The following is a 26,443-nucleotide window of genomic DNA, read 5'->3' as shown; positions in this document are numbered from 1 at the left end:
AGACAATCGGGGGATGACGGAATCCATCGAAGAAAAGAAAGTCCCCGCGAATCCCGGTGAAGAGTGGCTGAAAGTCGAGTCCCTCGACCTCGACGCGCAGGGCGTGGCGCACAAGGCCGACGGCATGGTCGTGTTCATCGAAGGCGCGCTGCCTTTCGAGGAAGTGCAGTTCAACGTCCACCGCCGAAAGAACAACTGGGAGCAGGGCACGGTCACCACCATCCGCCGCGAATCGTCGCAGCGGGTGCGCCCGGGCTGCCCGCATTTCGGCCTGCACACGGGCGCATGCGGCGGCTGCAAGATGCAGCACCTCGATGCGGCCGCCCAGGTGGCCGTGAAGCAGCGCGCGCTGGAAGACAACCTCTGGCACCTCGGCAAGGTCAAGCCCGAGAACCTGCTGCGGCCGCTCGAAGGTCCGGCCTGGCACTACCGCTACCGCGCGCGCCTTTCGGTGCGCCATGTGGTCAAGAAGGGCACGGTGCTGATCGGTTTTCACGAGCGCAAGAGCCGCTATCTGGCCGACATGCAGGTGTGCCCGGTGTTGCCGAAGCAAGTGAGCGAAATGCTGATGCCGCTGCGCGAGCTGATCGGCTCGATGGACGCGCGCGACACCTGCCCCCAGATCGAACTGGCCTGCGGCGACGCGCCCGATTCGACGCGGCTCGGCACGATCGCCCTGGTGCTGCGCCACCTCGAGCCGCTCTCGCGTGCCGACATCGACCGCCTGAAGGCCTTTGCCGCGAAGAACGAAGGCGTCCAGTGGTGGCTGCAGCCCAAGGGGCCGGATACCGTGAAGCTGCTCGAAGAAGGCGGCACGCCGCTGGCGTACAGGCTGCCGGAGTTCGGCGTCACGATGCCGTTCAAGCCCACCGACTTCACGCAGGTCAATCCGCACATCAACCGGGCGCTGGTGGGCAAGGCGCTGCGCCTGCTCGATGTTCAGTCCGACGAGCGCGTGATCGACTGGTTCTGCGGCCTCGGCAACTTCACGCTGCCGCTGGCAAGTCAGGCGCGCGAGGTGCTGGGCATCGAGGGCAGCGACACGCTGGTGGCGCGCGCGACCGACAACTTCAAGAGAAACCAGCCGGCCACTTCGGCTCGCCGTGAGCTGTCTTCCGCGACGTTCGTGGCGCGCAACCTGTTCGAAATGACGCCGGAGATGCTGGTGGCCGACGGCAGCGCCGACAAGTGGCTGGTCGATCCGCCGCGCGAAGGGGCGTTCGCGCTGGCGAAGGCCATCGCCGATCTCCATCAGCAGCCCGAACTGCGCACCGACGGCTGGACGCCGCCGAAACGCATCGTGTACGTCAGCTGCAATCCGTCGACGCTTGCGCGCGATGCCGGTTTGCTGGTGCATCAGGCGGGCTATCGCTGCACCTATGCGGGGGTGGTCAACATGTTCCCGCACACGGCGCACGTCGAGTCGATCGCGGTTTTCGAGCAGGAATGAAAAAGGGCCCCTCGGGGCCCTTTCTGTTGGTGCGGTTGATCCGCTCTCTCAGTCGCGTTCGCCGCCGAAGATGCCCAGCAGCGCCAGCAGGCTCTGGAACACGTTGAACAGGTCGAGGTACAGGGCGAGCGTGGCGCTGATGTAGTTGGTTTCGCCGCCGTCCATGATCTGCTTCAGGTCATAGAGCATGTAGGCCGAGAAGATGCCGATGGCGGCAACCGAGATGACCAGCATGCCGGTGGTCGAGCCGACGAACACGTTGATGATCGCGCCGACCATCAGCACCAGCGCGCCGACGAACAGGAACTTGCCCATGCCCGACAGGTCGCGCTTGATGACGGTGGCCAGCGAAGCCATCACGAAGAACACGCCGGCGGTACCGCCGAAGGCCGTCATGATCAGCTCGGAGCCGTTCTTGAAGCCGAGCACCATCGCGATCAGGCGCGACAGCATCAGGCCCATGAAGAACGTGAAGGCCAGCAGTACCGGCACGCCGGCGGCCGAGTTCTTGGTTTTCTCGATGGCGAACATGAAACCGAAGGCGCCGCCGAGGAAGACGATGAGGCCGAGGCCGCCCGTAAGCGAGCGGGTGATGCCGGTGCTGACGCCGACCCAGGCGCCCAGCACGGTGGGCAGCAGGCTCAGCGCGAGCAGCCAGTAGGTGTTGCGCAGCACGCGCTGGCGTTCGGCTTGAGCCAGTGGCTGTCCGTAGCCGGAGGAAGTGTCTAGGGTGGTGACGCGGTCGTTCATGGCCGGAGCTCCTGTGGTTGCTGCATGGATGCAGTTGGGCGCATTCTAGGGGGCTGCAAGAGGGGGTATCGAAAAGACCGTATGCGGGGTGTTCCCAAGCCCTGAAGCCGCCTTGCCGGGATGGCTGCGGCATGGCCGTTATGCTCTTGGGTTTTCAGCAAGCAGAGCTCATCCATCATGAAGACCAAATCCTTTCTCGAACTCGCCGACGTCAAGGCCATCGCAGCAGCGGCCGAGGCCGAAGCCCTCAAGAACAACTGGGCGGTGACCATCGCGATCTCGGACGACGCCGGCAACCTGCTCTGGCTGCAGCGCCTGGACGGCGCCGCCGCGCTGTCCTCGCACATCGCTCCCGCCAAGGCGCATACGGCTGCCATGGGCCGCCGCGAGAGCAAGGTCTACGAAGACATCATCAACGGCGGCCGGACGGCTTTCCTGACGGCGCCCGAAGTGCAGGGCCTGCTCGAAGGCGGCGTGCCGATCGTCAAGGACGGCCACGTGATCGGCGCGGTCGGCGTGAGCGGTGTGAAGTCGAACGAAGACGCGCAGATCGCCAAGGCTGGCATCGCGGCTCTCGGCCTCTGATTCTTTTCTCTCGCGCAAAGCAAAACGCCGACTTCGAGGTCGGCGTTTTCGTTTGGGCTGCTTCAGCGTGGAAAAAAAAGCTTGGCTAGTCGGCGAACCGTTGGCTAGCAAAAAACGACCCTTCGGAGATGAATCTCCTTGAGTCGCCCCACGATGAAACTTGCGCGAAGGGCGGGCTGGATGACTTACTTGGTCAGGATCAGCTTGCCGAGTTTGGTGGCCTGTAGCCGATAGAGGGAACCGTTGTGCATGATGCCCACGGTCTTGCTTCCTTTCAGAAGCTCCGTGCTTTCGAGCATCGGCACCGGACGCGTTGCCTGGATGGACGCATGGCCGCCACCCGATTGGTCGAGCGAAGGATGGTTCAGGACAGAGAAGGCATTCGGTGTGGCTGGCATCTGGAGTTCCCTTATCGAAGCGATGAGTGAATGATAATGATTCGCAACAAGAAGTCAATCGCCGCGATCAACTTTTTTTCCTTGTGCCTTTTCCTTCAGATCACTTCGCGTCGGGTTCGGTGATGAAACCGATCTTGCGCACGCCGGCTTCCCGGGCTTCCGACATCGCCTTGGCCACGCGCTCGTAGCGGACGGCCTTGTCGCCGCGGATGTGCAGCTCGGGCTGCGGCTCCTTGGCGGCTTCCGCGGCGAGGCGGCCGGGCAGCTCGCTGTCGTCGATCTTCTGCTCGTTCCAGTAGTAGGCGCCGTCGGCCGTGACGCTGAACAGGATGTTCTGCGGCTTGGGCTGCTCGGGCTCGCTCGTGGCGCGCGGAAGGTCGATGTTGACCGCGTGCTTCATCACCGGCACGGTGATGATGAAGATGATGAGCAGCACCAGCATGACGTCGACCAGCGGCGTCATGTTGATCTCGTTCATCACCTCATCGGGTTCGTCTTGTGTTCCGAAGGCCATGATGCTCAGCCCTTCTTGAGCGGAACCACGATGGCGTCGCCGCTGCCGCTCTGGACGCGGGCGCCGGTCACGAAGTAGGCGTGCAGGTCGTGGGCGAAGGCGTTGAGCTTGGTCAGCACGAACTTGTTGCCGCGCACCAGCGCGTTGTAGCCCAGCACCGCGGGAATGGCGACGGCCAGGCCGAGCGCCGTCATGATCAGCGCTTCACCGATCGGGCCCGCCACCTTGTCGATGGTGGCCTGGCCGGCGGAGCCGATGCTCATGAGTGCGTGATAGATGCCCCAGACGGTGCCGAACAGCCCGATGAATGGCGCGGTGGAGCCGACCGAAGCCAGGATGGCGAGACCGGTCTGCAGGCGGGCGGTGAAGGCGTCGATGCCATTGCGTAGCGCGCGCGTGATCCAGTCGCTCACATCCAGCGCATCGTGCAGATGAGCCTTGGTGTTGCGGTGGTGCGCTGCCGCTTCGCGGCCTTCGAGGGCCAGTGCGCGGAAGGGGTTGCTGTCGTCCTGACCCAGCTTGTTCAGCGCGGTGGCGAAGTCTTCGCTGTGCCAGAAGTCCTGCGAGTGCTTCGCGAGGCGCTTGTAGCGGATGACGTCGAGTGCCTTGACGATGATCACGATCCACGACGCGAGCGACATGCCGATCAGCAGCACCGCCACGGCCTTGGTGACGAAGTCGCCCTGATTCCAGACGTTCATCAAGCCAAAATGGGAATCCATACGAAGTTGCTCCAGAGAAAAATTAGTTCAGGACGTAGTTGACGGGGGCGTCATAGGACATGGCCTGCACCACGCCGTTGACCTTGCCGGGAACGAACCGGCATTTCATGATGAATTCCACCGCGGCCTCGTCGAGGCGATCGAAGCCGCTGGATTTCTTGACCTCCGCGCTCTTCGGCAGGCCGTCGACGCCCACGAGCACGCGCACGATCACCTTGCCCTGTTCGCCGAGCCGCTTGCTCATGGCGGGGTAGGTGGGCTTCGGGTTTTGCAGGTAGTCGGCGTTGCTCGACGGCAGTTGCACCGCGGGCGGTGCCGGTGGTGCCGGCGGCGGAGCGGGTGGGGCCGGTGGAGCGGGGGGCGCAGGAGGCGTGGCCGGTGGCGGCGGCTCTGTGGTCCCGACGGGCGCCTGGGGAGCCGGGGTGGGCTTCGGCTCGCGAATGGCCTGGGGCCGCGGCGGAGGCGGTGCCTTGGCCTTGGGTTGAGGCGGGGGAGGGGGCGGAGGAGGCGGATCGGCCTTCGGCTTGGGCGGTTCGACGAACTGGCTCAGTATTTCGACGGGAACCACCACTTCGGCGGCGCGGCGCAGCAGACCGCTCTGGAGCGCCCACAGCGCAGCGGCATGAAAGAGGACGACGCCGCCCGCAATGACGACATTGCGCGAAAGGCCGAAGAGGGAAGGAGGGGGGGCGAAGCGGTCAGACACGATCAACCATTCGAATGCGGGCACCGCCAAAGGTGCCCCGATTGCAGCAAAACCGCTACGAAGACGCCAATGGCGCTACTTGCGAAAGATCCACCAGACCGAACCCGCGACGAGGATCAGGCTGCCGCCGAGGGCCGAGACGAGTTCCATGCTTTGCTTTCCTTGATGGAGTTGGCAAGCTGGATCGCTCTCGGACCCGATTCGCAATTCAAGGCGGCGACCGGGTGCGAAGCGCTGCACTGCGCGACGATATCGCGCGCACAGCCTTCACATTGACCACACTGGGTGGCTACGCCAAGTTCGAACTGGACTTCGTCGAAAGTCATGCCGGCCCGCACGTGACGTGCGATTTCTCGGTCGGAGACTCGGCGGCAGACACAAACGATCATGGCGGTGAAAGCGGCAGTTGGCTGGCTGTTGGATGCGATGATTATAAATAAGAATCCATCGCATTCACAATAACTATGTGTTACTGATTCATGCAACACCCGGGCGTCTGAAATCAGACTTCCGACCAGAGCCGCAGCAGGTTGTGGTAATGCCCGGTCAGCGCCACCGTTTCCTCGCACTCGCCCAGGCGGGCGCGCAGCTTCTGGATGTTCTGGTCCAGTTCGAAAAGCATGCCCCGCTGCTGATCGCTGCGCACCATGCTCTGCAGCCAGAAGAACGAGCAGACCCGCGCCCCCTGCGCCACCGGATGAACGCGGTGAAGGCTGCTCGCCGGGTAAAGAATGAGGTCGCCGGCCGGCAGCTTCACTTCATGCGAGCCGTAGGTGTCGATCACCTCCAGCTCGCCGCCCTCGTAATCTTCCGGATCGCACAGGAAAAGGGTGCATGACAGGTCCGTGCGCAGTTGCTGCCCACTGCCAGGCAAAGCCCGCACCGCCCCGTCGACATGAACGCCGTAGTGCTCGCCACCCTCATAGCGATTGAAAAGCGGCGGTACGAAGCGCGACGGAAGCGCCGCCGAGAAGAACAGCGCGTTGCGCGCCAGCGCGGCGAGCACGATGTTGCCGAGCTCCTTGCCAACCGGCGAGTGCTCCGGCAGCTGGCGGTTGCGCTTGACCTGCGCTCCTTGCGCGCCGACCGTCTCGCGTCCGTCGGTCCATTGCGTGGCGTCGAGCGCGGCGCGCATCTCGCGCACCTGGTCGGGGCTCAGCACTTCGGGCACATGCAGCATCATTTTTCGGGAACTCCGCAATGAGAAAAGCCCCGGCGCGGGCCGGGGCTCGAGTGTCGCACCGCACCGGCCGGGGCCGGTGCGCGCAGGAAACCGTCAGAACGCGAAGTTCGCGGTGATCTTGGCCGAGCGCGGCGTGCCCGGCGTGTAGCGGTAGCCGCTCTTGTTGATGGCCGCCACGTAGTCCTTGTTGAACAGGTTGTACACGTTCAGCTGGATGTCGATGTTCTTGTTGATGCGGTAGGAGGCCATCGCATCGAACACCCAGTACGAGTCGACGTACGCCGGCGTGCCCACCGCGCCGTCGGTGCCGCGCTGCAGCTTGCCGTTGTAGCGGGCGCCGCCGCCGAGCGTCAGGCCGAACGGGAACTGGTAGGTGGTCCAGAGCGTGAAGGCCTTCTTCGGCGTGTAGGCCAGGGCGGTCGAGCCGTCCGCCAGCACCGAGGGGCCGCTCAGCACGCGGGTGTTCATGGTGGTGAAGCCCGAGCTCACGCCCCAGTTGTCGGTCAGTGCGCCCGACACGCCGAGTTCGACGCCCTGCACGCGCTTCTTGCCGGTCTGGAAGTACTGCTGCGTGACCGAGTCCTGCACCACCTCGTTGCTCACGTCGGTGCGATACAGGGCTGCCGTCAGGGCCACGCGCTTGTTCAGCACGTCCCACTTGGTGCCGACCTCGTAGGTCTTGGCCTTCTGCGGCAGGAAGTCGGTGCGCGCGGCGCTGTTGCCGGTGCCGCCGGCGGCCAGCTGGAAGTTGGCGCCGCCCGGCGGCTGGGCGGCGGTGCCGTAGGCCGCGTAGACGCTGCTGTTCTCGGTCGGCTTGTAGACCAGGCCGATCTTGCCGGAGAGCAGGTTGTCCGACAGCTTCAGGTTGGTCGGCGTGATCGTCGAGGTCTGCGGGCCGTTGCCGGTGCGAGCCAGCGTCAGCGCGGTGGCGTTGTACGTGGTCGAGTAGTGGTCGTAGCGCAGGCCGGCGGTCAGCTGCCATTGCTCGTTGAACTTCAGCGTGTCGAAGGCGTAGAGGCCGATGGTGTCGGTGCTGCCGTCCGAGCCGGTGCCGTTGGCGATGCGGTTGTAGCCGCTCACGTACGGATTCGGGTTGTACAGGTTGGCCGCAGGCCACGAACCGGCGGCGGCCAGCGTGGTGCCCACGCTCGCGTAGCCGGGAGCGTAGAAGTTGTTGGCGGTCTGCTTCTCGCGGATGAACTCGATGCCGCCGTTGAACGAGTGGCTGATGCTGCCCGTGTTGAACTTGGCCGACACGCTCGTCTGGTTGGTGAAGATCGTGTTTTCCTGGTCCTTGTTGGTGGGCAGGTTGCGCGTGATCGTCCAGCTTGCCGGGATCGTCGGGATCACGGTGTTCAGGAAGCCAGCCGTCACGGCGGGCAGGGTGCCGGCGCCGTTCGTCGACGTCAGGCCGCCGCCCATGAACGACGTCAGCATGTAGTCCTGCGAGGTCTTGCCGTAGCGCGTGGTGTTGCGGATGGTGATGTCGGGCGTCAGGTCGTGCTCGATGCGAGCGGTGAACATGTCGGCCGTGACGTTGTCGAAGTCGGAGCTCGTGCCGTAGAAGTTGCTCGAATCGACGCGCTGTGCGTAGTTCAGGTAGGTGCGGCGGGCAAGGCCGCGGGTGATCGCGGTGGCGTCCGGCGTGGTGTAGCCCGGCAGGCCGATGGTGGGCACGCCGCCGTCGGGAATGTTGTTCTGCTTGACGTGCAGGTAGTCGAGGAAGATGCGCGTCGGGCTGTTCAGGCCGAGGGCCAGCGACGGTGCGATCGCCCAGCGCTTGTTCTTGACGAAGTCGCGGCCGGCAACGCCGCCGTCTTCGCTCACCGCATTCAGGCGGAAGGCCGCGCCGATGCCGTTGGCGCTGCTCAGCGACTTGTTCCAGTCGACGCTGCCGCGCTTGAAGTCGGCGCTGCCGTAGCTCAGCGAGCCCATGAAGCTGTCTTCGAGCTTGGGCTTCTTGGTAACGAGGTTGATGTAGCCGGTCGGCGAGGTGCGGCCCACGTCGGTGCCCGACGGACCCTTCACGACCTCGACCTGTTCGATGTTGAACACGTCGCGCGACACCGAGCCCAGGTCGCGGATGCCGTCGACGAAGATGGCGCTCGAGCTGTCGAAGCCGCGCATGAAGACGGCGTCGCCCGTGTTGGTGTTGCCGTTCTCGCCGAGGAAGAAGGTGCCCACGCCGGGCGTGTTGCGCAGAGCTTCGGTCAGCGTGGTCGCGCCCTGGTCGCGAATGATCTGTTCCTTGATGACCTGGATGGTCTGGGGCGTGTTGACCAGCGGGGCCGTGAACTTGGGATTCGACGAGTTGTCGGTCTTGTAGTCGGCGGCGGTGGTGTCCTGCACGCGGACTTCGGGAAGGGCGCCTCCCGACTGGGCCAGGGCGCCGGGTGCCGCAATGGCCATCAGCGTGGCGGCGGCAGCGCCTGAGAGATGAGGAACGGCGCGCGCAACGGTGTGTTTGCGGCTCTTGATGTAGGCCATGAAGTTTTCTCCGAAAGGGGCGGGCGGCAGGACTCGACTGGCGATGTCCGGACGGCCTGCGTTCCTTGGTTGGAGAAACGAGGGGGACTGGCTGGGTGAGTCGATTCACGAAGCGTCGTAAATCGCCGCGAATGATATTGGTTCTCAATACCAAAAATACGCAGTTGAACTAAATTAATCCAAAAGTTGTGCCAAATCGTTGCTGTCACGCAACTGATGGGGCCGCTGCGGCCGGTTCAGTAGACGTCGCGGCGGTAGCGTCCGCTGGCCGTCAGCTCGCTGACCAGCGTGTCGCCCGCGACCTGCCGCAGAGCGGCGTCCACGCCGGACGCCATGCCCTGCAGGCTCCCGCAGACGTAGATGGCCGCCCCGTCGTCCAGCCAGCGCAGCAGGGCGTCGGCCGACTGCAGCAGCCGGTGCTGGACGTAGAAGCGCTCGGCCTGATCGCGCGAGAAGACCATGTCGAGCCGCTTCAGCACGCCGTCGGCCTGCCACGCTTCGATTTCTTCGCGATAGAGGAAGTCATGGGCTGCCTGGCGCTCGCCGAACACCAGCCAGTTGTCGTGCCTGCCCGCGGCTGCGCGCGCCCGAAGATGTGCGCGCAGGCCCGCGATACCGGTTCCGTTGCCGACGAGGATCAAGGGCCGCGTCTCGTTGCCTTCCAGCCGGAAGCCCCGGTGCGGCCGCATGCGCAGGGCCACCGTGTCGCCGATGCTGAGCGTGGATGTGAGCAGGCCCGATGCGGCGCCGAGCGTGCCGTCCGGATGCTGTTCCTGCCGCACCAGCAACTGCAGTTCGCCATCGGCGTGCACCGATGCGATGGAATAGTCGCGCGGCCGCTTCGGATCGCTCGCCACGGCCACCTGGGCGAGGTCGCCAGAAGCCCAGGGCGGCATCGGGCCCGATTGCGGCACCAGCCCGAGGTGGAAGACCGGCCCGCCCGCGCTGCCCGGATTGAGGCGCTCGCGCGCAACGAGCCGCCATTGAGCGAAGCTGTCGGCGGCCGCATCGCCAATGCCGGGTTCCGGCACTTCGCCCCATTGCGCCTGCCACATAGCCAGCGCGGCCGGGTCGCTGTTGTCGACCTCGATGCGATCGAATTCGCGCCTGGCGCCTGCGGCCTGCAGCCACTCGTCGAGCGCGCGGCCGAAGCCGCAGAAATTGGCGTACTGCCGGTGGCCCAGGGCCAGCACCGAGTAGCTCAGCGAAGGCAGCGCAGGTGGCGAACTCGCCATCATCGTGCGCTCGACGAACACGCTGGCGCCATCGGGCGCATCGCCTTCGCCGTAGGTGCTGGCGATGAAGAGCGCGCGGCGCGTTGCGGCCAGCGTGGGGGCATCCAGTGTGTTCAGTTCCATGACGCGCGCCGGGACGCCCGCGGCGCCCAGCTGTCGTGCGGTCTGCCACGCGATGGCTTCGGCCTGGCCGGTCTGGCTGGCGAACAGCACGAGCACCGGGGGCTCGTCGCTGTTACCTGAAAGTGCCGCGGCATCGCGCACGGCTGCGGCTTTTCGCCTGTGCTCGCGCAGGTAGATCGACGCACAGAGCGCCGCATATGCCGCCAGGGTGGAACCCGCGCCGAGCGCGCGCCAGCCGAAGTCGTTCATGTCCCGGCCGGCGCAGGCCATGCGGGCGTGGCCTTTGCAGCGGGCGAAGGAACGCCATGGCTCACGAACAGTGCGGCAATGCCGTGTTGCCGCGCAAAGTCGAATCCTTCATCCGGGCCCAGCACCGTCAGCACCGTGGCCAGCGCATCGGCCTGCATGCATTCGGCGTGCAGCACGGTGACGCTGGCCAGCGCATGCGCGACCGGCTCGCCCGTTCGCGGATCGATGGTGTGCGACCAGCGGCGCCCTTCGTGCGAGCGCTGGTGCCACCGGTCGCCCGAGGTGGCGATGGCCATGTCGGCAAGCGCCACGCGCCTTGCCCCGGCCGGATCGCCGTCGACTAGCACCTGCCACGGTTGCCCACCGGGGCGCTTGCCCATGCCCCGCAGTTCCCCGCCGATCTCGAGAAGCGCGTTCGCGATGCCCAGTGCACGCAAGGCCTCGATGCCGTGATCGACCGCGAAGCCCTTGGCAATACCCGAGAGATCCAGCGTGGCGCCCCCGGGCTGCAGCAACGAGCCATCGGCGGCATCGAATGCCAGCCGCGACCAGCCGACGCGCTCTCGCGCCCCGGCCAGGGCATCCGCGGTGGGCAGGGCGTTTTCAGCCCCGGCTTCAGGGCCGAAGCCCCAGCAGGCGACCAGCGGACCGACGGTCGGATCGATCGCTCCGCCGCTGGCCGTCGCCCATCGGGATGCGCATCGCATCACCGTGGCGAACTCGGTCGGCAGGATGTGGCGCAACCCGGCCTGGGCGCGGTTGAACCGGCTGATGTCCGATTCGGGCTTCCAGTGGCTCATCTGCGCAATCACGCGGCCGAGCGCCGACTCGACAGCCGCGCGCACCTCCGCCAGCGGCAGCATCCGCGGGTTGTCGAAGCGCAGCGACCAGGTGGTGCCCATGGTCTCGCCGCCCAGCTGCTGCAGGGTGGCGGGATCGGCGGGGCGTGGCACGGCCGCATTGGCGTAGCCGCCGGCGCGCCAGGTACTACTGAACGAAAGGCCCAAGGTGGTCCGTCTGCTGTCGCGCAGGAAGCCTCAGGGCTTCAGGGCATCACTTCGAGGGTGGCCGCGTAGTTCAGGCGGCGTTCCTTGGCTTGCGGCACCGTGGTCTTGTTGTCCTTGGTGCTGGCGTCGAGCCAGTACATGCCGGCAGTCGGCCAGGTCACGCTGAACTGGCCCTTGTCGTCGGTCTTGAGCTTGATTTCCTCGAGCTTGTCGCGGTACTGCGTGTTGCCCGCGGTCACCGTCACTTCGAGTCCCTTGGCGGGCTGGCCGTCGAGGTTCAGCGTGAAGGTCGCCTTCTCGCCCTTGACCAGGTCGGTCGGGCTGCCGGCGGCGATGAGCTCCAGGCCCTGGCCGATCGGCTTGAGCGCGGAAGGCTTGCCGACCGTCACGAAGGTCTCGATGCGGCCGGACGACTGGGTGACCGTCACGTCCTGCGCGTCGGCCGGAATTTCCTTGCCGATGGTTTCGGCCGTGCCGCGCGCACGCTTGGTCTGGCCCGTGGCCTTGTCCTTCCAGCTCGCGAAGGCACCGGCGTTGATCACCGCGATGCGGTAGGTGCCGGCCTGCGCCACGCTCACGTCGAACACGTTGCGCAGCTTGAGCTTGGCCTCGGTCTCGGGCTTGACGGTGCTGCCGTCGGGCGCGGTGATCTGCAGGCCGTCGAGGCGCAGCGGCGCATGGTTGGCGACGAACAGGTCGTTCGACACGGCAGCGTCGACCGTCACGGTGTCGGCCTTGGAGAACACGGTGGAGGAGGGCAGCAGCCAGGCGTTGTGCGCCTGGGCGAGCGATGCGGCGGCCGACAGGGCGATGGCGAGGGAGGCAACGCGCAGGTTGATGAATCGGGTCATGGCAGTTCCTTGTGTGTGGAGGGCCGGCGGTGAAAGGGCCGTGCGGTACTGGGGCGGGTACTGGTCAGGGCTTGAGTTCGAGCTTGATCTCTCCGAGCTCTTCCTTGCCCGTGGCGGTCGGCTGAGCCGCCGCCGTCGGAGGCCACTGGAAGGGAATGCTCACGACCTCGCGGCCGCCGACTTCGCGCGCAGCCTCGACCACGAGCTTGTAGGCACCCGGCGCGAGCTTGGGCATCGGCGCCGTGCCTTCGGTGAAGCTCAGCTGGTGCTTGCCTGCGGGCTTGGTCGCGCCCGTCACGCCGTCGACCGGAACCGAGAGTTCGCGGCCGCCGCGGCGCCACCACTGGCGCATGTCCTTCAGCCACTTCGTGCCTTCGCCCTCGGGGTTGTTGGTCTTGGTGCGCACGTCGTACCAGACGGCCAGCGTGCCGGCGACGGTGTTGTCCGCGCGTTCGATCCAGGTCGCCACGTAGGGGCGGTGGTACTCGGAGACGTTCAGCCGGGGAATTTCGATGTTGACGGCCAGCCCCGACGCGAAGGCCGGAGCCGCGAACAGCGCCGACATGGCCAGCGGCGCGAGTGAGTAGCGAACGTGCACGGGAAACCTCTTTCCTGGATCTGGATGGATTGATGAACGAAATCAGTGAATGAACAGCAGCGCGAGCAGCACCGGCACGACCAGCCCCATGCCGACCATCGGCCAGGTGAACGGTCGGTTGCCCGCATGCATCTTGAGAATGAAGAGGCCCGTGATCGAGAAGACCAGGGCGGCGCCCGCGAAGATGTCGATGAACCAGCTCCACGCGGCGCCGGTGTTGCGGCCCTTGTGGAGGTCGTTGAGGTAGGAGAGCCAGCCGCGGTCGGTACGCTCGTATTCGATCTCGCCGTCGGACAGGCTCAGGCGCAGCCAGGCGTCGCCGCCGGGGCGGGGGAGCGAAAGGTAGATCTCGTCGTCGGACCACTCGGCCTCGCGGCCGGAGGTGCCGATGTCCCAGTGCTTCTGCACCCAGGCTTGGAGTTCGGTGGGAAGAGGGGCCTTGCCCTTGAGGGCCTTGGCGGCGGGCAGCTGCTTTTCGAGCTGGGCGCGCAGGGCTTCGTCGATCGTGCCGTTCAGCTTGGTGACGACGGGCTTGGCCTCGATCTGGCTCGCGTGATTGAGGGTGAAGCCCGTCACGCTGAACAGGATCATGCCGATGAGGCAGATCGCCGAACTCACCCAGTGCCATTCGTGCAGGGTCTTGAGCCAATAGGCACGGCGGCGGTTGTCGGGGCGGGTGGCGGCAGTCATCGAAGGCGCGGATTTTATCCGTGCGAATGAGAATGACTGTTATTCGTGGGCGGTTAAGTTACGTAAAGCAATAAAAAACGGGACCGAAGTCCCGTCGATTGGTGAGAGGCAGGCCCCGCCTTATTCGAGTTCGCCCATCTGCGACTGCAGGTAGTTCTGCAGTCCGACCCTGTCGATCAGGTCGATCTGGGTCTCGAGGAAGTCGATGTGCTCCTCGGTGTCGTCCAGGATCTCCTGGAGCAGGTCGCGCGAGACATAGTCGCGCACCGATTCGCAATGTGCGATGCCGTCCTTGATGGTGGCCTGCGCGCCGGTCTCGGCGCCGAGGTCGCAGCGCAGCAGCTCGGGCACGTCCTCGCCGATGTTCAGCTTGCCCAGGTCCTGCAGGTTCGGCAGGCCGTCGAGCATGAAGATGCGGTCCATGAGCTTGTCGGCGTGCTTCATCTCGCCGATGGATTCCTCGTATTCCTTCTTCGCCAGTTTGTCCAGGCCCCAGTGCTTGAGCATGCGGTAGTGCAGGAAGTACTGGTTGATCGCGGTCAGCTCGTTCTTGAGCTGCGCCTGCAGGTGTTCGATGACTTTGGGGTCGCCCTTCATGATTTTTTCCTTGTTCTGAAAGCGGTGATTGTCAGAGGCGAAAAGGAGCGTTTGCAAGCAAACCCATGCTGCGCCGGTCTGCATGCGTGTGATGGTGATACACGTTCGTATTGAGGCGGCTGCGAGGGTGTTCCGAAGCCATCGTGAACATAGCGACTTGCAATACTTTTAATAGATATCAACTATCAAAGTTATCTGATTGGTAGCTATACTGATGGCTCGCCCTTTTCATCAGCCATCACAAGGAAGCATCAATGTCCCTGATCAATACCGAAATCATCCCCTTCAAGGCCACCGCTTATCACAACGGCAAGTTCGTGCCCGTCAGCAACGAGAACTTCAAGGGCAAGTGGTCGGTCGTGGTGTTCTACCCGGCTGACTTTACGTTCGTGTGTCCCACCGAACTCGGCGACCTGGCCGATCACTACGCCGAATTCCAGAAGCTGGGCGTCGAGATCTATGGCGTGTCGACCGACACCCACTTCACCCACAAGGCATGGCACGACACCTCGGACACCATCGGCAAGGTCAAGTACCCGCTGATCGGCGACCCGAGCCAGCAACTGGCCCGTGCTTTCCAGGTGCTGATCGAAGAAGGCGAAGACGCCGGCCTGGCCTACCGTGGCACCTTTGTGATCGACCCCGAAGGCAAGATCAAGACCATCGAAGTGCACGACAACGGCATCGGCCGTGACGCCGCCGAACTGCTGCGCCGCGTGAAGGCTGCTCAGTACGTCGCCGCTCACCCCGGTGAAGTCTGCCCCGCCAAGTGGACCGAAGGCGCCGAAACGCTGAAGCCCTCGTTCGACCTCGTCGGCAAGATCTAAGCGCCCCCCGCGCGAAAGCCCGGGCGCTCACGAGGCCCCGGGCTTTTTTGTCCCCAGTTGATAGTTTTCCGTTATCGAAAGAGAGTCCCTCATGCTCGACGCAAGCACCAAAGCCCAATTGAAGAGTTACCTCGAACGCGCCACGCAGCCGATCGAGATCGTCGCCTCGCTCGACGACAGCAAGGCCTCGGGCGAGATGCTGTCGCTGCTGAAGGACGTCGCCGAGTCGTCCCCGCTGGTCAGGCTGACCGAAAGCCGCGACGACAACCACCGCAAGCCCTCGTTCTCGGTCAACCGCCCGAGCGAAAACCATGGCCCGCGCTTCGCCGGCCTGCCGATGGGCCACGAATTCACGTCGCTGATCCTTGCCCTGCTGCAGATCGGCGGCTATCCCCCGAAGGTCGAGCAGGCCGTGCTCGACCAGATCAAGGCGCTCGACGGCGACTTCGAGTTCGAGATCTACGTCTCGCTCACCTGCCACAACTGCCCCGACGTGGTCCAGGCACTGAACCTGATGGCCGTGCAGAACCCGCGCATCCGCACCACGATGATCGAAGGCGGCACTTTCCAGGACGAAGTCAAGGAACGCCAGATCATGGCCGTGCCGACCGTGTTCCTCAACGGCACCGAGTTCGGCCAGGGCCGCATGAGCCTGGAGGAAATCCTCGCCAAGATCGACACCAGCGGCGTCGAGCGCGAAGCGAAGAAGATCGCCGGCAAGGACCCGTTCGACGTGCTGATCGTCGGCGGCGGCCCCGCGGGCGCCGCGGCTGCCGTGTACGCCGCGCGCAAGGGCATCCGCACCGGCGTCGCCTCCGAGCGTTTCGGTGGCCAGGTGCTCGACACCATGGGCATCGAGAACTTCATCTCGATCAAGGAAACCGAAGGACCGAAGTTCGCCCACGCGCTCGAGGAGCATGTGCGCGACTACGACGTAGACATCATGAACCTGCAGCGCGCCAAGGCGCTGGTGCCGGGCAACGGCCTGATCGAAGTGCAGCTCGAGAGCGGCGCTTCGCTCAAGAGCAAGTCGGTCATCATCTCGACCGGCGCGCGCTGGCGCAACATCAACGTGCCCGGCGAGCACGAGTTCAAGAACAAGGGCGTGGCCTACTGCCCGCACTGCGACGGCCCGCTGTTCAAGGGCAAGCGCGTCGCGGTGATCGGCGGCGGCAACTCGGGCGTCGAGGCGGCGATCGACCTCGCCGGCATCGTGGGCCACGTCACTCTGATCGAGTTCGACACGCAGTTGCGCGCCGACGCGGTCCTGCAGCGCAAGCTCAGGAGCCTGAAGAACGTCGACGTGTTCACCAACGCGCAGACCACCGAGATCACCGGCGACCAGAAGGTCAACGGCCTGATCTACAAGGACCGCGCGACGGGCGAGTCGAAGAAGGTCGAGCTCGAGGGCGTGTTCATCCAGATCGGCCTGGTGCCCAACACCGACTGGCTCAAGGGCACGGTCGAGCTGTCGAGGCACGGCGAGATCATCGTCGACGCGCGTGGCCAGACGTCGGTGCCGGGCGTGTTCGCGGCGGGCGATGCGACCACGGTGCCGTTCAAGCAGATCATCATCGCGGCCGGCGACGGCGCGAAGGCTGCGCTGGGTGCGTTCGACCATCTGATCCGCACATCGGCCCCAGCATAAGTAAGCATTTGGTTGTTTAGTTGAGAATTATTCTCATAAAATGACCGGCTCGGGCCCCGCATTGTCGGGGCCCTTCATTGCCAGCCAGGTCACCATGCGCAGCCGCCTGCGCCAAGAGGTCCAGCGAGCAGTTTCTTAACTGTTTTCTGGACCTTTTTCGTGGCCGCCCAAACCAAGCTCCGTCCTTCCCATCGCCTTGCCCCTCGCGTTGCTCTTCTGCCCTGCCTGATCGCCTCCGGGCTCGGCCTTGCCGCGCCCTCGTGGGCACAGCAGCGCGTCGCGGCGCTCAACGAAGTGGTGGTGAGCGGCTCGCGCTCCGAGCAGGCGAGGGACGACCTCGCGGTGAGCACCGAGGTCATCGGCCGCGACGACATCGAATCGAAGCAGATCACCGACATCCGCGATGCCGTGCGCGACCTGCCGAACGTGTCGGTCAAGCGCTCTCCCGCGCGCTTCGGCCTCGCGCAGGGCAACACCGGTCGCGATGGCAACGCCGGCTTCAACATCCGCGGCCTCGACGGCAACCGCGTGCTGCTGTTGACCGATGGCATCCGCACGCCGCGCAGCTACGTCTTCAGCGCCAACGCCTTCGGGCGCGACTACTTCGACATCGGCCTCGTCGAGCGCATCGAGATCATCAAGGGCCCGGCCTCCGCGCTCTACGGCTCCGACGGCCTCGCGGGCCTGGTGAACTTCATCACGCGCGATCCGTCGTCCTACCTGCGAGACGGCAAGAGCTTCGGCGGCAGCGCCAGCATCGGCTACAGCGGCGATGACAACGGCACGCGCGGCGGCGTCACGCTCGCGGGCAAGGCCAACGACACGCTGCAGTGGCTCATCTCGGCCAACATGGGCCGCTCCAGCGCGCTGGAGAACATGGGCACCAACAACGCGGCCAACGTCGACCGCACCACGCCCAACCCGCAGCGCGACCGCAACAAGGCGCTGCTCGCCAAGGTCATCCTCACGCCCAACGCCGACCAGCGCCACGGCTTCACCTTCGAACACGTCGACAAGACCAGCCGCTACGACCTGCTCTCGGGCGTCTCCAAGCCGCCGTACGCTTCCACCTCGGTCGTCGGCCTCAACGCCAAGACCGACCTGCAGCGCGACCGCTTCACCTACGACGGCCGCCTGCGCCTGAACGCCGCCTTGGCCGACAGCCTGCTCGCCGTGGTGAGCTACCAGAAGGCGAAGTCGCGAGAGTTCATCTACGAAGACCGCTACACCGCCGCCGACCGCACGCGCGACGTCACCTACGACGAGAGCACGTGGCAGCTCGGCCTGCAGGCCGACAAGACCATCCGCATGGGTGACTGGGCACAGAAGATCACCTACGGCTTCGACTACACCCGCACCAACGTCGAGAACCTGCAGACCGGCCTGGTGCCGCCGACCGGCGAGAGCTACCCGCTCAAGCGCTTCCCCGACACGCGTGAAACCTCGTCGGCGTTCTACGTGCAGGACGAGTTCATCCACGACCGCTGGAGCATCACGCCCGGCATCCGCTTCGACCGCTTCTCGCTCGACGCCAAGCAGGCCGGCTTCAATGCGCAGGCCGTGTCGCTCTCGGGTTCGGCCGTTTCGCCCAAGCTGGGCGTGCTGTTCCGCGCCACGCCGCAGTGGAGCGTGTACGGCAACTACGCCTCGGGCTTCAAGGCGCCCAACGCCTTCCAGGTCAACAACTTCTTCGAGAACGTGATCTCGGGCTACAGGACGATTCCCAACCCGAACCTCAAGCCCGAGAAGAGCCAGAACATCGAACTCGGCCTGCGCGGGCGCACCGGCATCCTGAGCTTCGACGTGGCCGCCTTCACCGGCGACTACAAGGACCTGATCGAGAACGACCGCCAGGTCGGCGGCGTGTTCGGCTCGCGCACCAACCCGGCCACCTTCCAGTCGGTCAACATCGGGCGCGCACGCATCAGCGGCTTCGAGATCAAGGGCGAGCTCGATTTCACCAACGACGGCAACGGCTTCTCCGTGCCCTTCGCCTACGGACAGACGCGCGGCCGCGACCGCACCAACAACCGGCCGCTCAATTCGATCGACCCGAGCAAGGCCAGCGTCGGCATCAAGTACCAGGCGCCGGTGTGGAGCGTGCGCCTCGACGCAGTCAACCACGCGCGCAAGAAGTGGTCCGATATCGACGGCACCGAAATCACGACCGGCACCCAGTTCCAGACGCCCGCGGCCACCACTTTCGACCTGAGCGCGCAATGGCGCATCCGCAAGGACCTGCGCCTGAACGCATCGATCACCAACCTCACCAACAAGCGCTACTGGATGTGGAGCGACGTGCGCGGCCTGGCCTCGACGTCGAACATCCGCGACGCCTACACCCAGCCCGGCCGCAGCTTCAACGTGTCGCTCGTTGCCGACTTCTGATCGCCGCTTTGCAACGCTTTCTCCACAACAAGGAAACCCGATGATGACCGCCGAAGACATCCGAGCCCGTTTCGCCGAATTTCGTGCCAAGGGCATGCGCCACAAGGACGCCGCCGCGGCCATGGGCCTGTCCGAAGGCGCGGCGGTGGCCGCGCACACTGGCACGCATGACGAGGCCCTGCGCGCCACGCGCCTGCGCGGGCCGTGGGTCGAACTGCTGCAGGCGCTGGAGCTGTGCGGCCCCTTGCTCGCGCTCACGCGCAACGAGACCACCGTGCACGAGAAGACCGGCGTCTACGAGAAGGTGTCGGGCAGCGAGGCGATGGGGCTCGCGCTGGGCGAGGCCATCGACCTGCGCCTGTTCTTCAGCCGCTGGCATGCGGGCTTCGCGGTGAGCGAGGCCGCCGCGAACCCTGGTGTGCCGCCTTCGCTGAGCCTGCAGTTCTTCAATCCGGAGGGCGTGGCCGTGCACAAGATCTTCGTGCGCGAAGCCACCGACCGCGATGCGTTCCAGTCGGTCGTCGAAGGCTTCACCGCGCCCGACGAGCCCGTGGCGTTCGCCGCGCCCGAGGACAAGGCCGCGCCGCGCGACGACAGAGCCATCGACACGACCGGCCTGTCGGATGCATGGCGCGGCATGCAGGACACGCACGAGTTCTTCGGCCTGTTGAAGAAGTTCGATGTCGAGCGCCAGCAGAGCTTTCGCCTGACCGAGGGCGAGTTCACGCAGCGCGCCGAGCCCGATGCCGTGCGCGCCCTGCTGATGGAAGCGGCGTTCGACGGCACGCCGATCATGGTGTTCGTCGGCAGCCCCGGCTGCATCCAGATCCACACCGGCCCGGTGACCCGCATCGAGCCGATGGAAATGAAAGGCCCCGGCGAGAACGCCCCGCCGATCCGTTGGCTCAACGTGCTCGACCCGGGATTCAACCTGCATCTGCGCGAGGACCGCATCGCCAGCGTGTGGATCGTCGAGAAGCCGACCAGCGACGGCGTGGTGACATCGGTCGAGGCTTTCGACCAGCAGGGCGAGCTGATGGCGATGTTCTTCGGCGCGCGCAAGCCCGGCGCGCCGGAGCGCGAGGAATGGCGGCGCATCGTGCGCGAGCTTCCGCGTCTTCAACCCACGGCACAGAACCAATGACCGGCTTCGACGAAATGTCCCACCGCCTTCCCCAGCGCCGCGACGTGCTGCGCCTGCTCGGCGCATCGTCGCTCGGCACCACCGTGCTGCCGCTGTTCGCGCAGGACGCGAAGCTGCCGAAGCTCGTGACCGTCAGCGGCGCGATCACCGAGGTCGTGTACCTGCTGGGCGCGCAGGCCCAGCTCGTCGGTACCGACACGACCAGCCTCTATCCCGCGGCCGCGCGCTCCACGCCCAAGGTGGGCTACATGCGCCAGCTCTCGGCCGAGGGCCTGCTGTCGCTCAAGCCCGACGCGATCATCGCCACCAACGAGTCGGGTCCGGCCGTGGTGCTCGACCAGGTCCGCAGCGCGGGCGTGAAGGTCGAGATCATCGAGGCCGACCACAGCTGGGGCGAGGTGCAGCGCAAGGTGCAGGCCGTCGGCCGCGCCGCTGCGCGAGAGGCGCAGGCGCGCGAGCTGCAGGCGCGGCTCGACACCGAGTGGGGCCAGGTACAGCAGCGCGTGGCTGCCGCCGCTGGAAAGGGGCGCAAGCCGCGCGTGCTGTTCGTGCTCTCGCACAGCGCGAGCCCGCAGGTCTCGGGCGAAAAGACCGCCGCGCATTCGGTGATCGGCTTCGCCGGTGGCGTCAATGCGCTCGGCGGCTTCCAGGGCTACCGGCCGATGACGGCCGAGGCCATGGCCAGCGCCGCGCCGGACATCATCCTCACCAGTACGCAGAGCATCGAGGCCCACGGCGGCGTCGACAGGTTCTGGGAGCGGCCCGAGCTCGCGCTCACGCCGGCGTTCAGGAAGCGCAGCCTCATCACGCAGGACGCGCTGCTCCTGCTGGGCTTCGGCCCGCGCATGCCGTCGGCCGTTGCGGAGCTGCACGAGAAATTCCTGGCCGCGCTGGCATGACGCAGCGCTTCACGGCCCGGGCCGTGCTGGGCGGCAGCGCGCTGCTGCTCGTCGCGGCCCTCGTGGTGGGCGCCGTCTCCGGGGCCTACGCCATCAGCCTGCCGCAGCTCTGGAATGTGCTGGCGACGCTGGGGCAGGGCACCGACAAGTCGCCTGAGCACCTCGTGTTCCTCAACATCCGCCTGCCGCGCCTCGTGCTCGGCGTGGCGGCCGGCGCGGGCCTCGGCATGGCGGGCACGCTGATGCAGGGGCTCTTTCGCAATCCGCTGGCCGATCCGGGGCTGGTGGGCATCAGCAGCGGCGCGGCGCTTGCGGCGGGCATGACGATCATCCTCGGCGCCTGGCTCTGGCCGGTGCTGCCGCGCACGCTCGGCAGCTGGACTCTGGTGCTCATGGCCTTCGGCGGCGGTTTGTCGGTGACCCTGCTGATCTACGCCCTGTCGCGCAGCGAGGGCGGCACGCGCATGGCGCTGATGTTGCTCGCTGGCATCGCGGTGAACGCGCTGGCGAGCGCCGGGCTCGGCTTTCTCAGCGTGATGGCGACCGACGAGCAGTTGCGCAGCCTGCAGTTCTGGCTGCTGGGCAGCCTGGGCGGGGCGCGCTGGAGCGCCGTGCTGCTGGTCGGCGCGGCGGTGCTGCTCGCGTGCGTGGCGGCGCGGTCGCTGGCGGCGCCGCTCAATGCCATCGCACTGGGCGAGGCGCAGGCGGCGTTGCTCGGCGTGGACGTGGAGCGCACCAAGCGGCGCGCCATCCTCGTCACGGCCGTGGCCGTGGGGGCGGTGACGGCGACGACCGGGATCATCGGCTTCATCGGCCTGATCGCGCCGCACTGGGTGCGCATGGTGGCGGGGCCCGATCACCGCGTGGTGCTGCCGGCGTCGGCACTGCTCGGTGCTGCGCTGGTGCTGGCCGCCGATACCGTGGCGCGCACGGCGATGGCGCCGGCCGAGCTGCCGCTGGGCGTGCTGACGGCGTTCATCGGCGTGCCGATGTTCCTGTGGATGCTGCGGCGCTTCAGGGGGCGCATATGACTGCGGTGCAACGCGATCCGCTGGCCTTGTGCTGCTCCGGCGTGGAGGTCCAGGTGGGCGGCAAGACGCTGCTGGCCGGTGCCTCGGTCCATCTCGCGCCGGGCAGGGTGACCGCCATCCTGGGGCCCAACGGCGCGGGCAAGTCGACGCTGCTTTCGGTGCTGGCCGGCCAGCGCGCACCGACCCGGGGCAGCGTGTCGCTCGACGGCCGCCCGCTCGCTGAACACGGCATGCCCGAGCTGGCGCTGCGCCGGGCGCTGATGCCGCAGGAGAGCGCGGTCGCCTTCGACTTCACCGCGCAGGAGATCGTGGCGCTGGGCCGTTACCCGCATTGCCGCGCGCCGGGGCTGGACGAGGACGCGATCGTCGACGAGGCGATGTCGCTGACCGACGTGTCGGCGCTGGCGCCACGCATCCTCAACACCCTGTCGGGCGGCGAGAAGGCGAGGGCGCACATGGCGCGGGCGCTGGCCCAGCTGTGGCATCCGAGGCCGGACGGCGCGAGCCGCTGGCTGCTGCTCGACGAGCCCACGGCGGCGCTGGATCTCGCCCATCAGCACTCGGCGATGCGCCTGCTGTGCGACTGGGCCGCTCGCGGCGTGGGCGTGGTGGCCGTGCTGCACGATCTGAACCTGGCGCGGCGCTATGCCGACGAGGTGGTGGTGCTCGGCGGAGCCTCGGGCGGGCTGGTGCAGGGCGCGGCGGCCGAGGTGCTGCAGCCGGGGCTGATCGAAGCCGTGTGGGGCACGCCGTGCCAGCCCGTGACCAGCACGGACGGCACGGTCCAGTATCTCTTCGGCTAGGGCCGCCGGATGCCGTTTGCTATCTGAAAGATAGCGAGCTCAGTAGACCAGCCGCTCCGGCCGCAGCTCCTGCAGGATCGTGGTGGCGATTTCCTCGATCGACTTGGTGGTGGTCGAGAGCCAGCGGATGCCCGCGCGCCGCATCATCGCCTCGGCCTCGGCCACCTCGTGGCGGCAGTTCTCGATGCTGGCGTAGCGCGAATTGGGCCGCCGCTCGTTGCGGATCTCGCTGAGCCGCTCGGGCTGGATGGTCAGGCCGAAGATCTTCTTGCGATGCGGAATCAGGGCCGGCGGGAGCTGGCGGCGGTCGAAATCTTCCGGAATCAGCGGGTAGTTGGCCGCCTTCAGGCCGTGCTGCATCGCCAGGTAGAGCGAGGTCGGCGTCTTGCCGCTGCGGCTCACGCCCACCAGGATCACGTCGGCGCCCTCGAGATCGCGGTTGCTCTGGCCGTCGTCGTGCTGCAGGCTGAAGTCGATCGCGGCGATGCGGTCGTTGTATTCCTTGCTCTTGCTGACGTCGCTGAAGCGGCCGATGCGGTGGTTCGACTTCATGGCCAGCTCGATCTCGAGGGGACGCACGAAGGTGCCGAACATGTCCAGCAGCATGCCCTTGCAGCCGGTCTCGATCACTTCCAGCACGTCCATGTTGGCCAGCGTGGTGAAGACGATGGGCCGGACGCCCTCGATTTCGGCGGTGTGGTTTATTTGCCTCACCGCCTGGTGGGCCTTGTCGACCGTGTCGGTGAAAGGCAGCCGCACGTGGCGCGGCTTCATCTCGAACTGGGCCAGAACGGCGTTGCCGAAGGTCTCGGCGGTGATGCCGGTGCCGTCTGAAACAAAGAAAACAGTGCGTGAATGCATGGTCATGCGGCCTTGTCCTGCGGCAGGGACAACCTTGCCCCGCCTACAATCAGGGCCATTATCGGGAATCCGCTTTCCCAACCCAATTCTCTCCATGCACACCGCGCCCGCACCCAAAGCAACGAGAACGATCGTGCCGCGCCGTCTGCATGCGGCACAGGTTTCAACTTCTGGAGCTTTCCCATGTCTGCACTTTTCGACGCGACCGCCCTGGTCGTACCGTTTGAAAACCTGAGAATGACCGACGTCGAGGCGGTTGGCGGCAAGAACGCCAGCCTCGGCGAAATGATCTCGCAGCTGCCACAAGGCGTGCGGGTGCCCACAGGTTTCGCGACCACGGCGCACGCATTCCGCCAGTTCCTGGCCCATGACGGCCTGGCCGACAAGATCAGCAAGCGCCTGGCCGCCCTGAACGTCGAAGACGTGCGCGCTCTTGCCGCCGCCGGCGCCGAGATCCGCGGCATGGTCGAGGCCCAGCCGTTCCCGGCCGACCTGCAGAAGGCCATCACCGAGGCTTTCGCCACGCTGAGCGCCGGCAATCCGTCGGCATCGTTCGCCGTGCGTTCCTCGGCCACCGCCGAAGACCTGCCCGACGCCTCCTTCGCTGGCCAGCAGGAAACCTTCCTGAACGTGGTCGGCATCGACGACGTGCTGCACAAGATGAAGGAGGTGTTCGCCTCCCTCTACAACGACCGCGCCATCAGCTACCGCGTGCACAAGGGCTTCGAGCACGACGTGGTCGCGCTGTCGGCCGGCGTGCAGCGCATGGTGCGCTCCGACCTCGGCGCCGCAGGCGTGATGTTCACCATCGACACCGAATCGGGCTTCGAGGACGTGGTGTTCATCACCTCCAGCTACGGCCTGGGCGAGACGGTGGTGCAGGGCGCGGTGAACCCCGACGAGTTCTACGTGCACAAGCCGACCCTGAAGGCCGGCAAGAAGGCCGTCATCCGCCGCAACCTCGGTTCCAAGCTGATCCAGATGGAGTTCGCCACGCCTGAAGAAAAGAAGGCGACCGGCAAGCTGGTGAAGACCACCGACGTCAAGGCCGAACAGCGCAACCGCTACTCGCTGACCGACGCCGAGGTCGAGCAACTGGCCAAGTACGCGCTGGTGATCGAGCAGCACTACGGCCGCCCGATGGACATCGAGTGGGGCAAGGACGGCACCGACGGCCAGCTCTACATCCTGCAGGCCCGCCCCGAGACGGTGAAGAGCCAGCAGCAAGGCAAGGCCGAGCAGCGCTACAAGCTGCTGGGCAAGGGCGCGGTGCTGGCCGAAGGCCGTGCCATCGGCCAGAAGATCGGCACCGGCCCCGTGCGGCTCGTGCACAGCATCAGCGAGATGGACCAGGTGCAGGCCGGCGACGTGCTCGTCACCGACATGACCGACCCCAACTGGGAACCGGTGATGAAGCGTGCCTCTGCCATCGTCACCAACCGCGGCGGGCGCACCTGCCATGCGGCCATCATCGCGCGCGAGCTGGGCATTCCGGCCGTGGTCGGCTGCGGCGACGCCACCGACCTGCTGAAGGACGGCACGCTGGTCACGGTGAGCTGCGCCGAGGGCGATACCGGCTTCATCTACGACGGCCTGCTCGAGACCGAAGTGACCGAGGTGCAGCGCGGCGTGATGCCCGAGATCGACATCCAGCTGATGATGAACGTGGGCAACCCCCAGCTCGCCTTCGACTTCGCGCAGCTGCCGAACCACGGCGTGGGTCTGGCGCGGCTCGAGTTCATCATCAACAACAACATCGGCGTGCACCCGAAGGCGATCCTCGACTACCCGAACGTCGACAACGACCTGAAGAAAGCCGTGGAGTCGGTGGCCCGAGGCCATGCCTCGCCGCGCGCCTTCTACGTCGACAAGGTGGCCGAGGGCATCGCGACCATCGCCGCGGCCTTCTGGCCGAAGAAGGTCATCGTGCGCCTGTCGGACTTCAAGTCGAACGAGTACCGCAAGCTGATCGGCGGCAGCCGCTACGAGCCGGAGGAAGAAAACCCGATGCTGGGCTTCCGCGGCGCCGCGCGCTACCTGAGCGCCGACTTCGGCGAGGCCTTCGCCATGGAGTGCGAGGCGCTCAAGCGCGTTCGTAACGACATGGGCCTGACCAACGTGCAGATCATGGTGCCCTTCGTGCGTACGCTGGGCCAGGCCGAGCGCGTGACCGGCCTGCTCGCCGAGCACGGCCTGAAGCGCGGCGAGAACGAGCTCAAGCTGATCATGATGTGCGAGGTGCCGAGCAACGCCGTGCTGGCCGACGAGTTCCTGGAGTACTTCGACGGCTTCTCGATCGGCTCGAACGACCTGACCCAGCTCACGCTGGGCCTGGACCGCGACTCGGGCCTTGAACTGCTGGCCGCCGACTTCGACGAGCGCGATCCGGCTGTCAAGGCGTTGCTGAGCCGCGCCATCAAGGCCTGCAAGGCGCAGGGCAAGTACGTCGGCATCTGCGGCCAGGGCCCCAGCGACCATCCCGACTTCGCGCTGTGGCTGGCGGAGCAGGGGATCGAATCGATCTCGCTGAACCCCGACAGCGTGATCGACACCTGGCAGCAGCTCGCCAAGCGCTGAGCAAGCAGGTCGAAGGCCGAAGCTCCTGGATTGCGGTAATCCCCATGGGGGGATTCCCGCGACCCGGGAGTGTGATTGAAACAAATTGCGTATTTGATGCCAGACTGGCGGGACTCACGG

The 26,443-nt window shown here is 66.1% G+C and carries 25 protein-coding genes; 10 read left to right on the top strand and 15 right to left on the bottom strand.

The window, feature by feature from the left end:
* Positions 1 to 13: 13 nt before the first annotated feature.
* Complete coding sequence (rlmD, locus tag BMY35_RS21300) at positions 14 to 1,450, top strand: 23S rRNA (uracil(1939)-C(5))-methyltransferase RlmD (RefSeq protein WP_093203383.1); 1,437 nt, start codon at positions 14 to 16, stop codon at positions 1,448 to 1,450.
* Positions 1,451 to 1,498: 48 nt separating this feature from the next.
* On the opposite strand, the gene BMY35_RS21295 is transcribed toward rlmD, so the two are convergent.
* Complete coding sequence (locus BMY35_RS21295; protein WP_093203380.1) at positions 1,499 to 2,200, bottom strand: Bax inhibitor-1/YccA family protein; 702 nt, start codon at positions 2,198 to 2,200, stop codon at positions 1,499 to 1,501.
* Between the two features lie 177 nt (positions 2,201 to 2,377).
* Between BMY35_RS21295 and BMY35_RS21290 the strand changes: the two genes are divergently transcribed.
* Positions 2,378 to 2,785 (top strand): GlcG/HbpS family heme-binding protein, encoded by a 408-nt coding sequence (locus BMY35_RS21290; RefSeq protein WP_019655898.1) that lies wholly within the window; start codon positions 2,378 to 2,380, stop codon positions 2,783 to 2,785.
* 185 nt (positions 2,786 to 2,970) lie between these two features.
* On the opposite strand, the gene hemP is transcribed toward BMY35_RS21290, so the two are convergent.
* The 13 genes from hemP to bfr form a co-directional block, all read right to left on the bottom strand.
* On the bottom strand, positions 2,971 to 3,183 hold the full coding sequence (gene hemP, locus BMY35_RS21285; RefSeq protein ID WP_019655899.1) for a hemin uptake protein HemP: 213 nt from the start codon (positions 3,181 to 3,183) through the stop codon (positions 2,971 to 2,973).
* A 100-nt stretch (positions 3,184 to 3,283) separates the two neighbouring features.
* The gene (locus BMY35_RS21280) at positions 3,284 to 3,697 is read right to left on the bottom strand and encodes an ExbD/TolR family protein (protein WP_093203378.1); all 414 of its coding nucleotides are present in this window, start codon (positions 3,695 to 3,697) and stop codon (positions 3,284 to 3,286) included.
* Positions 3,698 to 3,702: 5 nt separating this feature from the next.
* The gene (locus tag BMY35_RS21275; protein WP_093203375.1) at positions 3,703 to 4,419 is read right to left on the bottom strand and encodes a MotA/TolQ/ExbB proton channel family protein; all 717 of its coding nucleotides are present in this window, start codon (positions 4,417 to 4,419) and stop codon (positions 3,703 to 3,705) included.
* 22 nt (positions 4,420 to 4,441) lie between these two features.
* Positions 4,442 to 5,128, bottom strand: coding sequence for an energy transducer TonB (locus BMY35_RS21270; protein WP_371287184.1), 687 nt, complete (start codon positions 5,126 to 5,128; stop codon positions 4,442 to 4,444).
* Between the two features lie 113 nt (positions 5,129 to 5,241).
* On the bottom strand, positions 5,242 to 5,514 hold the full coding sequence (locus BMY35_RS21265) for a (2Fe-2S)-binding protein (protein ID WP_093203373.1): 273 nt from the start codon (positions 5,512 to 5,514) through the stop codon (positions 5,242 to 5,244).
* Positions 5,515 to 5,627: 113 nt separating this feature from the next.
* A complete protein-coding gene (locus BMY35_RS21260; RefSeq protein ID WP_093203370.1) occupies positions 5,628 to 6,308 on the bottom strand; it encodes a Fe2+-dependent dioxygenase in 681 nt (226 codons plus the stop codon).
* Positions 6,309 to 6,401: 93 nt separating this feature from the next.
* Positions 6,402 to 8,795, bottom strand: a complete 2,394-nt coding sequence (locus BMY35_RS21255; RefSeq protein ID WP_093203368.1) for a catecholate siderophore receptor Fiu — start codon at positions 8,793 to 8,795, stop codon at positions 6,402 to 6,404.
* 236 nt (positions 8,796 to 9,031) lie between these two features.
* Positions 9,032 to 10,423, bottom strand: coding sequence for a sulfite reductase subunit alpha (locus BMY35_RS21250; RefSeq protein ID WP_371287182.1), 1,392 nt, complete (start codon positions 10,421 to 10,423; stop codon positions 9,032 to 9,034).
* Positions 10,399 to 11,409 carry an FAD:protein FMN transferase gene (locus BMY35_RS21245; protein ID WP_093203365.1) on the bottom strand — a complete coding sequence of 337 codons (1,011 nt, stop codon included), beginning with the start codon at positions 11,407 to 11,409 and terminating at the stop codon, positions 10,399 to 10,401. Before BMY35_RS21245 ends, BMY35_RS21250 begins: the two co-directional genes overlap by 25 nt.
* Before the next feature lie 38 nt (positions 11,410 to 11,447).
* Positions 11,448 to 12,260, bottom strand: a complete 813-nt coding sequence (locus tag BMY35_RS21240; RefSeq protein ID WP_093203362.1) for a DUF4198 domain-containing protein — start codon at positions 12,258 to 12,260, stop codon at positions 11,448 to 11,450.
* 64 nt (positions 12,261 to 12,324) lie between these two features.
* The gene (locus tag BMY35_RS21235; protein ID WP_371287183.1) at positions 12,325 to 12,825 is read right to left on the bottom strand and encodes a DUF2271 domain-containing protein; all 501 of its coding nucleotides are present in this window, start codon (positions 12,823 to 12,825) and stop codon (positions 12,325 to 12,327) included.
* Positions 12,826 to 12,900: 75 nt separating this feature from the next.
* Positions 12,901 to 13,548: a PepSY-associated TM helix domain-containing protein gene (locus BMY35_RS21230; RefSeq protein ID WP_093203357.1), complete on the bottom strand. Its 648-nt coding sequence runs from the start codon at positions 13,546 to 13,548 to the stop codon at positions 12,901 to 12,903.
* A 120-nt stretch (positions 13,549 to 13,668) separates the two neighbouring features.
* Positions 13,669 to 14,145 (bottom strand): bacterioferritin, encoded by a 477-nt coding sequence (bfr, locus tag BMY35_RS21225; protein ID WP_056583098.1) that lies wholly within the window; start codon positions 14,143 to 14,145, stop codon positions 13,669 to 13,671.
* 254 nt (positions 14,146 to 14,399) lie between these two features.
* Here bfr and ahpC point away from each other — a divergent pair, with 254 nt between their 5' ends.
* From ahpC to BMY35_RS21190, 7 genes are all read left to right on the top strand, one after another.
* Positions 14,400 to 14,972, top strand: coding sequence for an alkyl hydroperoxide reductase subunit C (gene ahpC, locus BMY35_RS21220; RefSeq protein WP_093203355.1), 573 nt, complete (start codon positions 14,400 to 14,402; stop codon positions 14,970 to 14,972).
* Positions 14,973 to 15,063: 91 nt separating this feature from the next.
* Positions 15,064 to 16,620 carry an alkyl hydroperoxide reductase subunit F gene (gene ahpF / locus BMY35_RS21215; RefSeq protein ID WP_093203352.1) on the top strand — a complete coding sequence of 519 codons (1,557 nt, stop codon included), beginning with the start codon at positions 15,064 to 15,066 and terminating at the stop codon, positions 16,618 to 16,620.
* 159 nt (positions 16,621 to 16,779) lie between these two features.
* Positions 16,780 to 19,008 carry a TonB-dependent hemoglobin/transferrin/lactoferrin family receptor gene (locus tag BMY35_RS21210; protein WP_093203350.1) on the top strand — a complete coding sequence of 743 codons (2,229 nt, stop codon included), beginning with the start codon at positions 16,780 to 16,782 and terminating at the stop codon, positions 19,006 to 19,008.
* Positions 19,009 to 19,051: 43 nt separating this feature from the next.
* The gene (locus tag BMY35_RS21205; protein ID WP_093203591.1) at positions 19,052 to 20,152 is read left to right on the top strand and encodes a hemin-degrading factor; all 1,101 of its coding nucleotides are present in this window, start codon (positions 19,052 to 19,054) and stop codon (positions 20,150 to 20,152) included.
* 14 nt (positions 20,153 to 20,166) lie between these two features.
* Complete coding sequence (locus BMY35_RS21200; RefSeq protein ID WP_093203589.1) at positions 20,167 to 21,051, top strand: heme/hemin ABC transporter substrate-binding protein; 885 nt, start codon at positions 20,167 to 20,169, stop codon at positions 21,049 to 21,051.
* On the top strand, positions 21,048 to 22,082 hold the full coding sequence (locus tag BMY35_RS21195) for a FecCD family ABC transporter permease (protein ID WP_093203347.1): 1,035 nt from the start codon (positions 21,048 to 21,050) through the stop codon (positions 22,080 to 22,082). The genes BMY35_RS21200 and BMY35_RS21195 overlap by 4 nt, the downstream gene beginning before the upstream one ends.
* Positions 22,079 to 22,885, top strand: a complete 807-nt coding sequence (locus BMY35_RS21190) for a heme ABC transporter ATP-binding protein (protein WP_093203345.1) — start codon at positions 22,079 to 22,081, stop codon at positions 22,883 to 22,885. The genes BMY35_RS21195 and BMY35_RS21190 overlap by 4 nt, the downstream gene beginning before the upstream one ends.
* Before the next feature lie 39 nt (positions 22,886 to 22,924).
* Here BMY35_RS21190 and BMY35_RS21185 read toward each other — a convergent pair whose 3' ends face one another.
* Positions 22,925 to 23,746 carry a posphoenolpyruvate synthetase regulatory kinase/phosphorylase PpsR gene (locus tag BMY35_RS21185; RefSeq protein WP_093203586.1) on the bottom strand — a complete coding sequence of 274 codons (822 nt, stop codon included), beginning with the start codon at positions 23,744 to 23,746 and terminating at the stop codon, positions 22,925 to 22,927.
* A 183-nt stretch (positions 23,747 to 23,929) separates the two neighbouring features.
* On the opposite strand from BMY35_RS21185, the gene ppsA reads away from it, so the two are divergent.
* Complete coding sequence (ppsA, locus tag BMY35_RS21180; RefSeq protein WP_093203342.1) at positions 23,930 to 26,323, top strand: phosphoenolpyruvate synthase; 2,394 nt, start codon at positions 23,930 to 23,932, stop codon at positions 26,321 to 26,323.
* The last annotated feature ends 120 nt before the right edge of the window (positions 26,324 to 26,443 follow it).

The sequence above is a fragment of the Variovorax sp. YR750 genome (assembly GCF_900109805.1).
GTDB classification, from domain to species: Bacteria; Pseudomonadota; Gammaproteobacteria; order Burkholderiales; family Burkholderiaceae_C; genus Variovorax; species Variovorax gossypii.
The sequence above is the reverse complement of the archived record's forward strand: the minus strand, read 5'-3'. Positions and strand labels throughout refer to the sequence as shown.

Excerpts from the sequence above, each read along its gene's own strand:
- hemP (WP_019655899.1), bottom strand. The coding sequence starts at position 3,183 with ATGCCAGCCACACCGAATGCCTTCTCTGTCCTGAACCATCCTTCGCTC.
- BMY35_RS21235 (WP_371287183.1), bottom strand. The coding sequence starts at position 12,825 with ATGTCGGCGCTGTTCGCGGCTCCGGCCTTCGCGTCGGGGCTGGCCGTC.
- BMY35_RS21260 (WP_093203370.1), bottom strand. The coding sequence starts at position 6,308 with ATGATGCTGCATGTGCCCGAAGTGCTGAGCCCCGACCAGGTGCGCGAG.
- BMY35_RS21275 (WP_093203375.1), bottom strand. The coding sequence starts at position 4,419 with ATGGATTCCCATTTTGGCTTGATGAACGTCTGGAATCAGGGCGACTTC.
- BMY35_RS21280 (WP_093203378.1), bottom strand. The coding sequence starts at position 3,697 with ATGGCCTTCGGAACACAAGACGAACCCGATGAGGTGATGAACGAGATC.
- rlmD (WP_093203383.1), top strand. The coding sequence starts at position 14 with ATGACGGAATCCATCGAAGAAAAGAAAGTCCCCGCGAATCCCGGTGAA.
- ahpC (WP_093203355.1), top strand. The coding sequence starts at position 14,400 with ATGTCCCTGATCAATACCGAAATCATCCCCTTCAAGGCCACCGCTTAT.
- BMY35_RS21185 (WP_093203586.1), bottom strand. The coding sequence starts at position 23,746 with ATGCATTCACGCACTGTTTTCTTTGTTTCAGACGGCACCGGCATCACC.
- BMY35_RS21240 (WP_093203362.1), bottom strand. The coding sequence starts at position 12,260 with ATGACCCGATTCATCAACCTGCGCGTTGCCTCCCTCGCCATCGCCCTG.
- BMY35_RS21295 (WP_093203380.1), bottom strand. The coding sequence starts at position 2,200 with ATGAACGACCGCGTCACCACCCTAGACACTTCCTCCGGCTACGGACAG.
- BMY35_RS21255 (WP_093203368.1), bottom strand. The coding sequence starts at position 8,795 with ATGGCCTACATCAAGAGCCGCAAACACACCGTTGCGCGCGCCGTTCCT.
- BMY35_RS21200 (WP_093203589.1), top strand. The coding sequence starts at position 20,167 with ATGTCCCACCGCCTTCCCCAGCGCCGCGACGTGCTGCGCCTGCTCGGC.
- ppsA (WP_093203342.1), top strand. The coding sequence starts at position 23,930 with ATGTCTGCACTTTTCGACGCGACCGCCCTGGTCGTACCGTTTGAAAAC.
- ahpF (WP_093203352.1), top strand. The coding sequence starts at position 15,064 with ATGCTCGACGCAAGCACCAAAGCCCAATTGAAGAGTTACCTCGAACGC.
- BMY35_RS21290 (WP_019655898.1), top strand. The coding sequence starts at position 2,378 with ATGAAGACCAAATCCTTTCTCGAACTCGCCGACGTCAAGGCCATCGCA.
- BMY35_RS21205 (WP_093203591.1), top strand. The coding sequence starts at position 19,052 with ATGACCGCCGAAGACATCCGAGCCCGTTTCGCCGAATTTCGTGCCAAG.
- BMY35_RS21195 (WP_093203347.1), top strand. The coding sequence starts at position 21,048 with ATGACGCAGCGCTTCACGGCCCGGGCCGTGCTGGGCGGCAGCGCGCTG.
- BMY35_RS21190 (WP_093203345.1), top strand. The coding sequence starts at position 22,079 with ATGACTGCGGTGCAACGCGATCCGCTGGCCTTGTGCTGCTCCGGCGTG.
- bfr (WP_056583098.1), bottom strand. The coding sequence starts at position 14,145 with ATGAAGGGCGACCCCAAAGTCATCGAACACCTGCAGGCGCAGCTCAAG.
- BMY35_RS21250 (WP_371287182.1), bottom strand. The coding sequence starts at position 10,423 with ATGGCCTGCGCCGGCCGGGACATGAACGACTTCGGCTGGCGCGCGCTC.
- BMY35_RS21230 (WP_093203357.1), bottom strand. The coding sequence starts at position 13,548 with ATGACTGCCGCCACCCGCCCCGACAACCGCCGCCGTGCCTATTGGCTC.
- BMY35_RS21265 (WP_093203373.1), bottom strand. The coding sequence starts at position 5,514 with ATGATCGTTTGTGTCTGCCGCCGAGTCTCCGACCGAGAAATCGCACGT.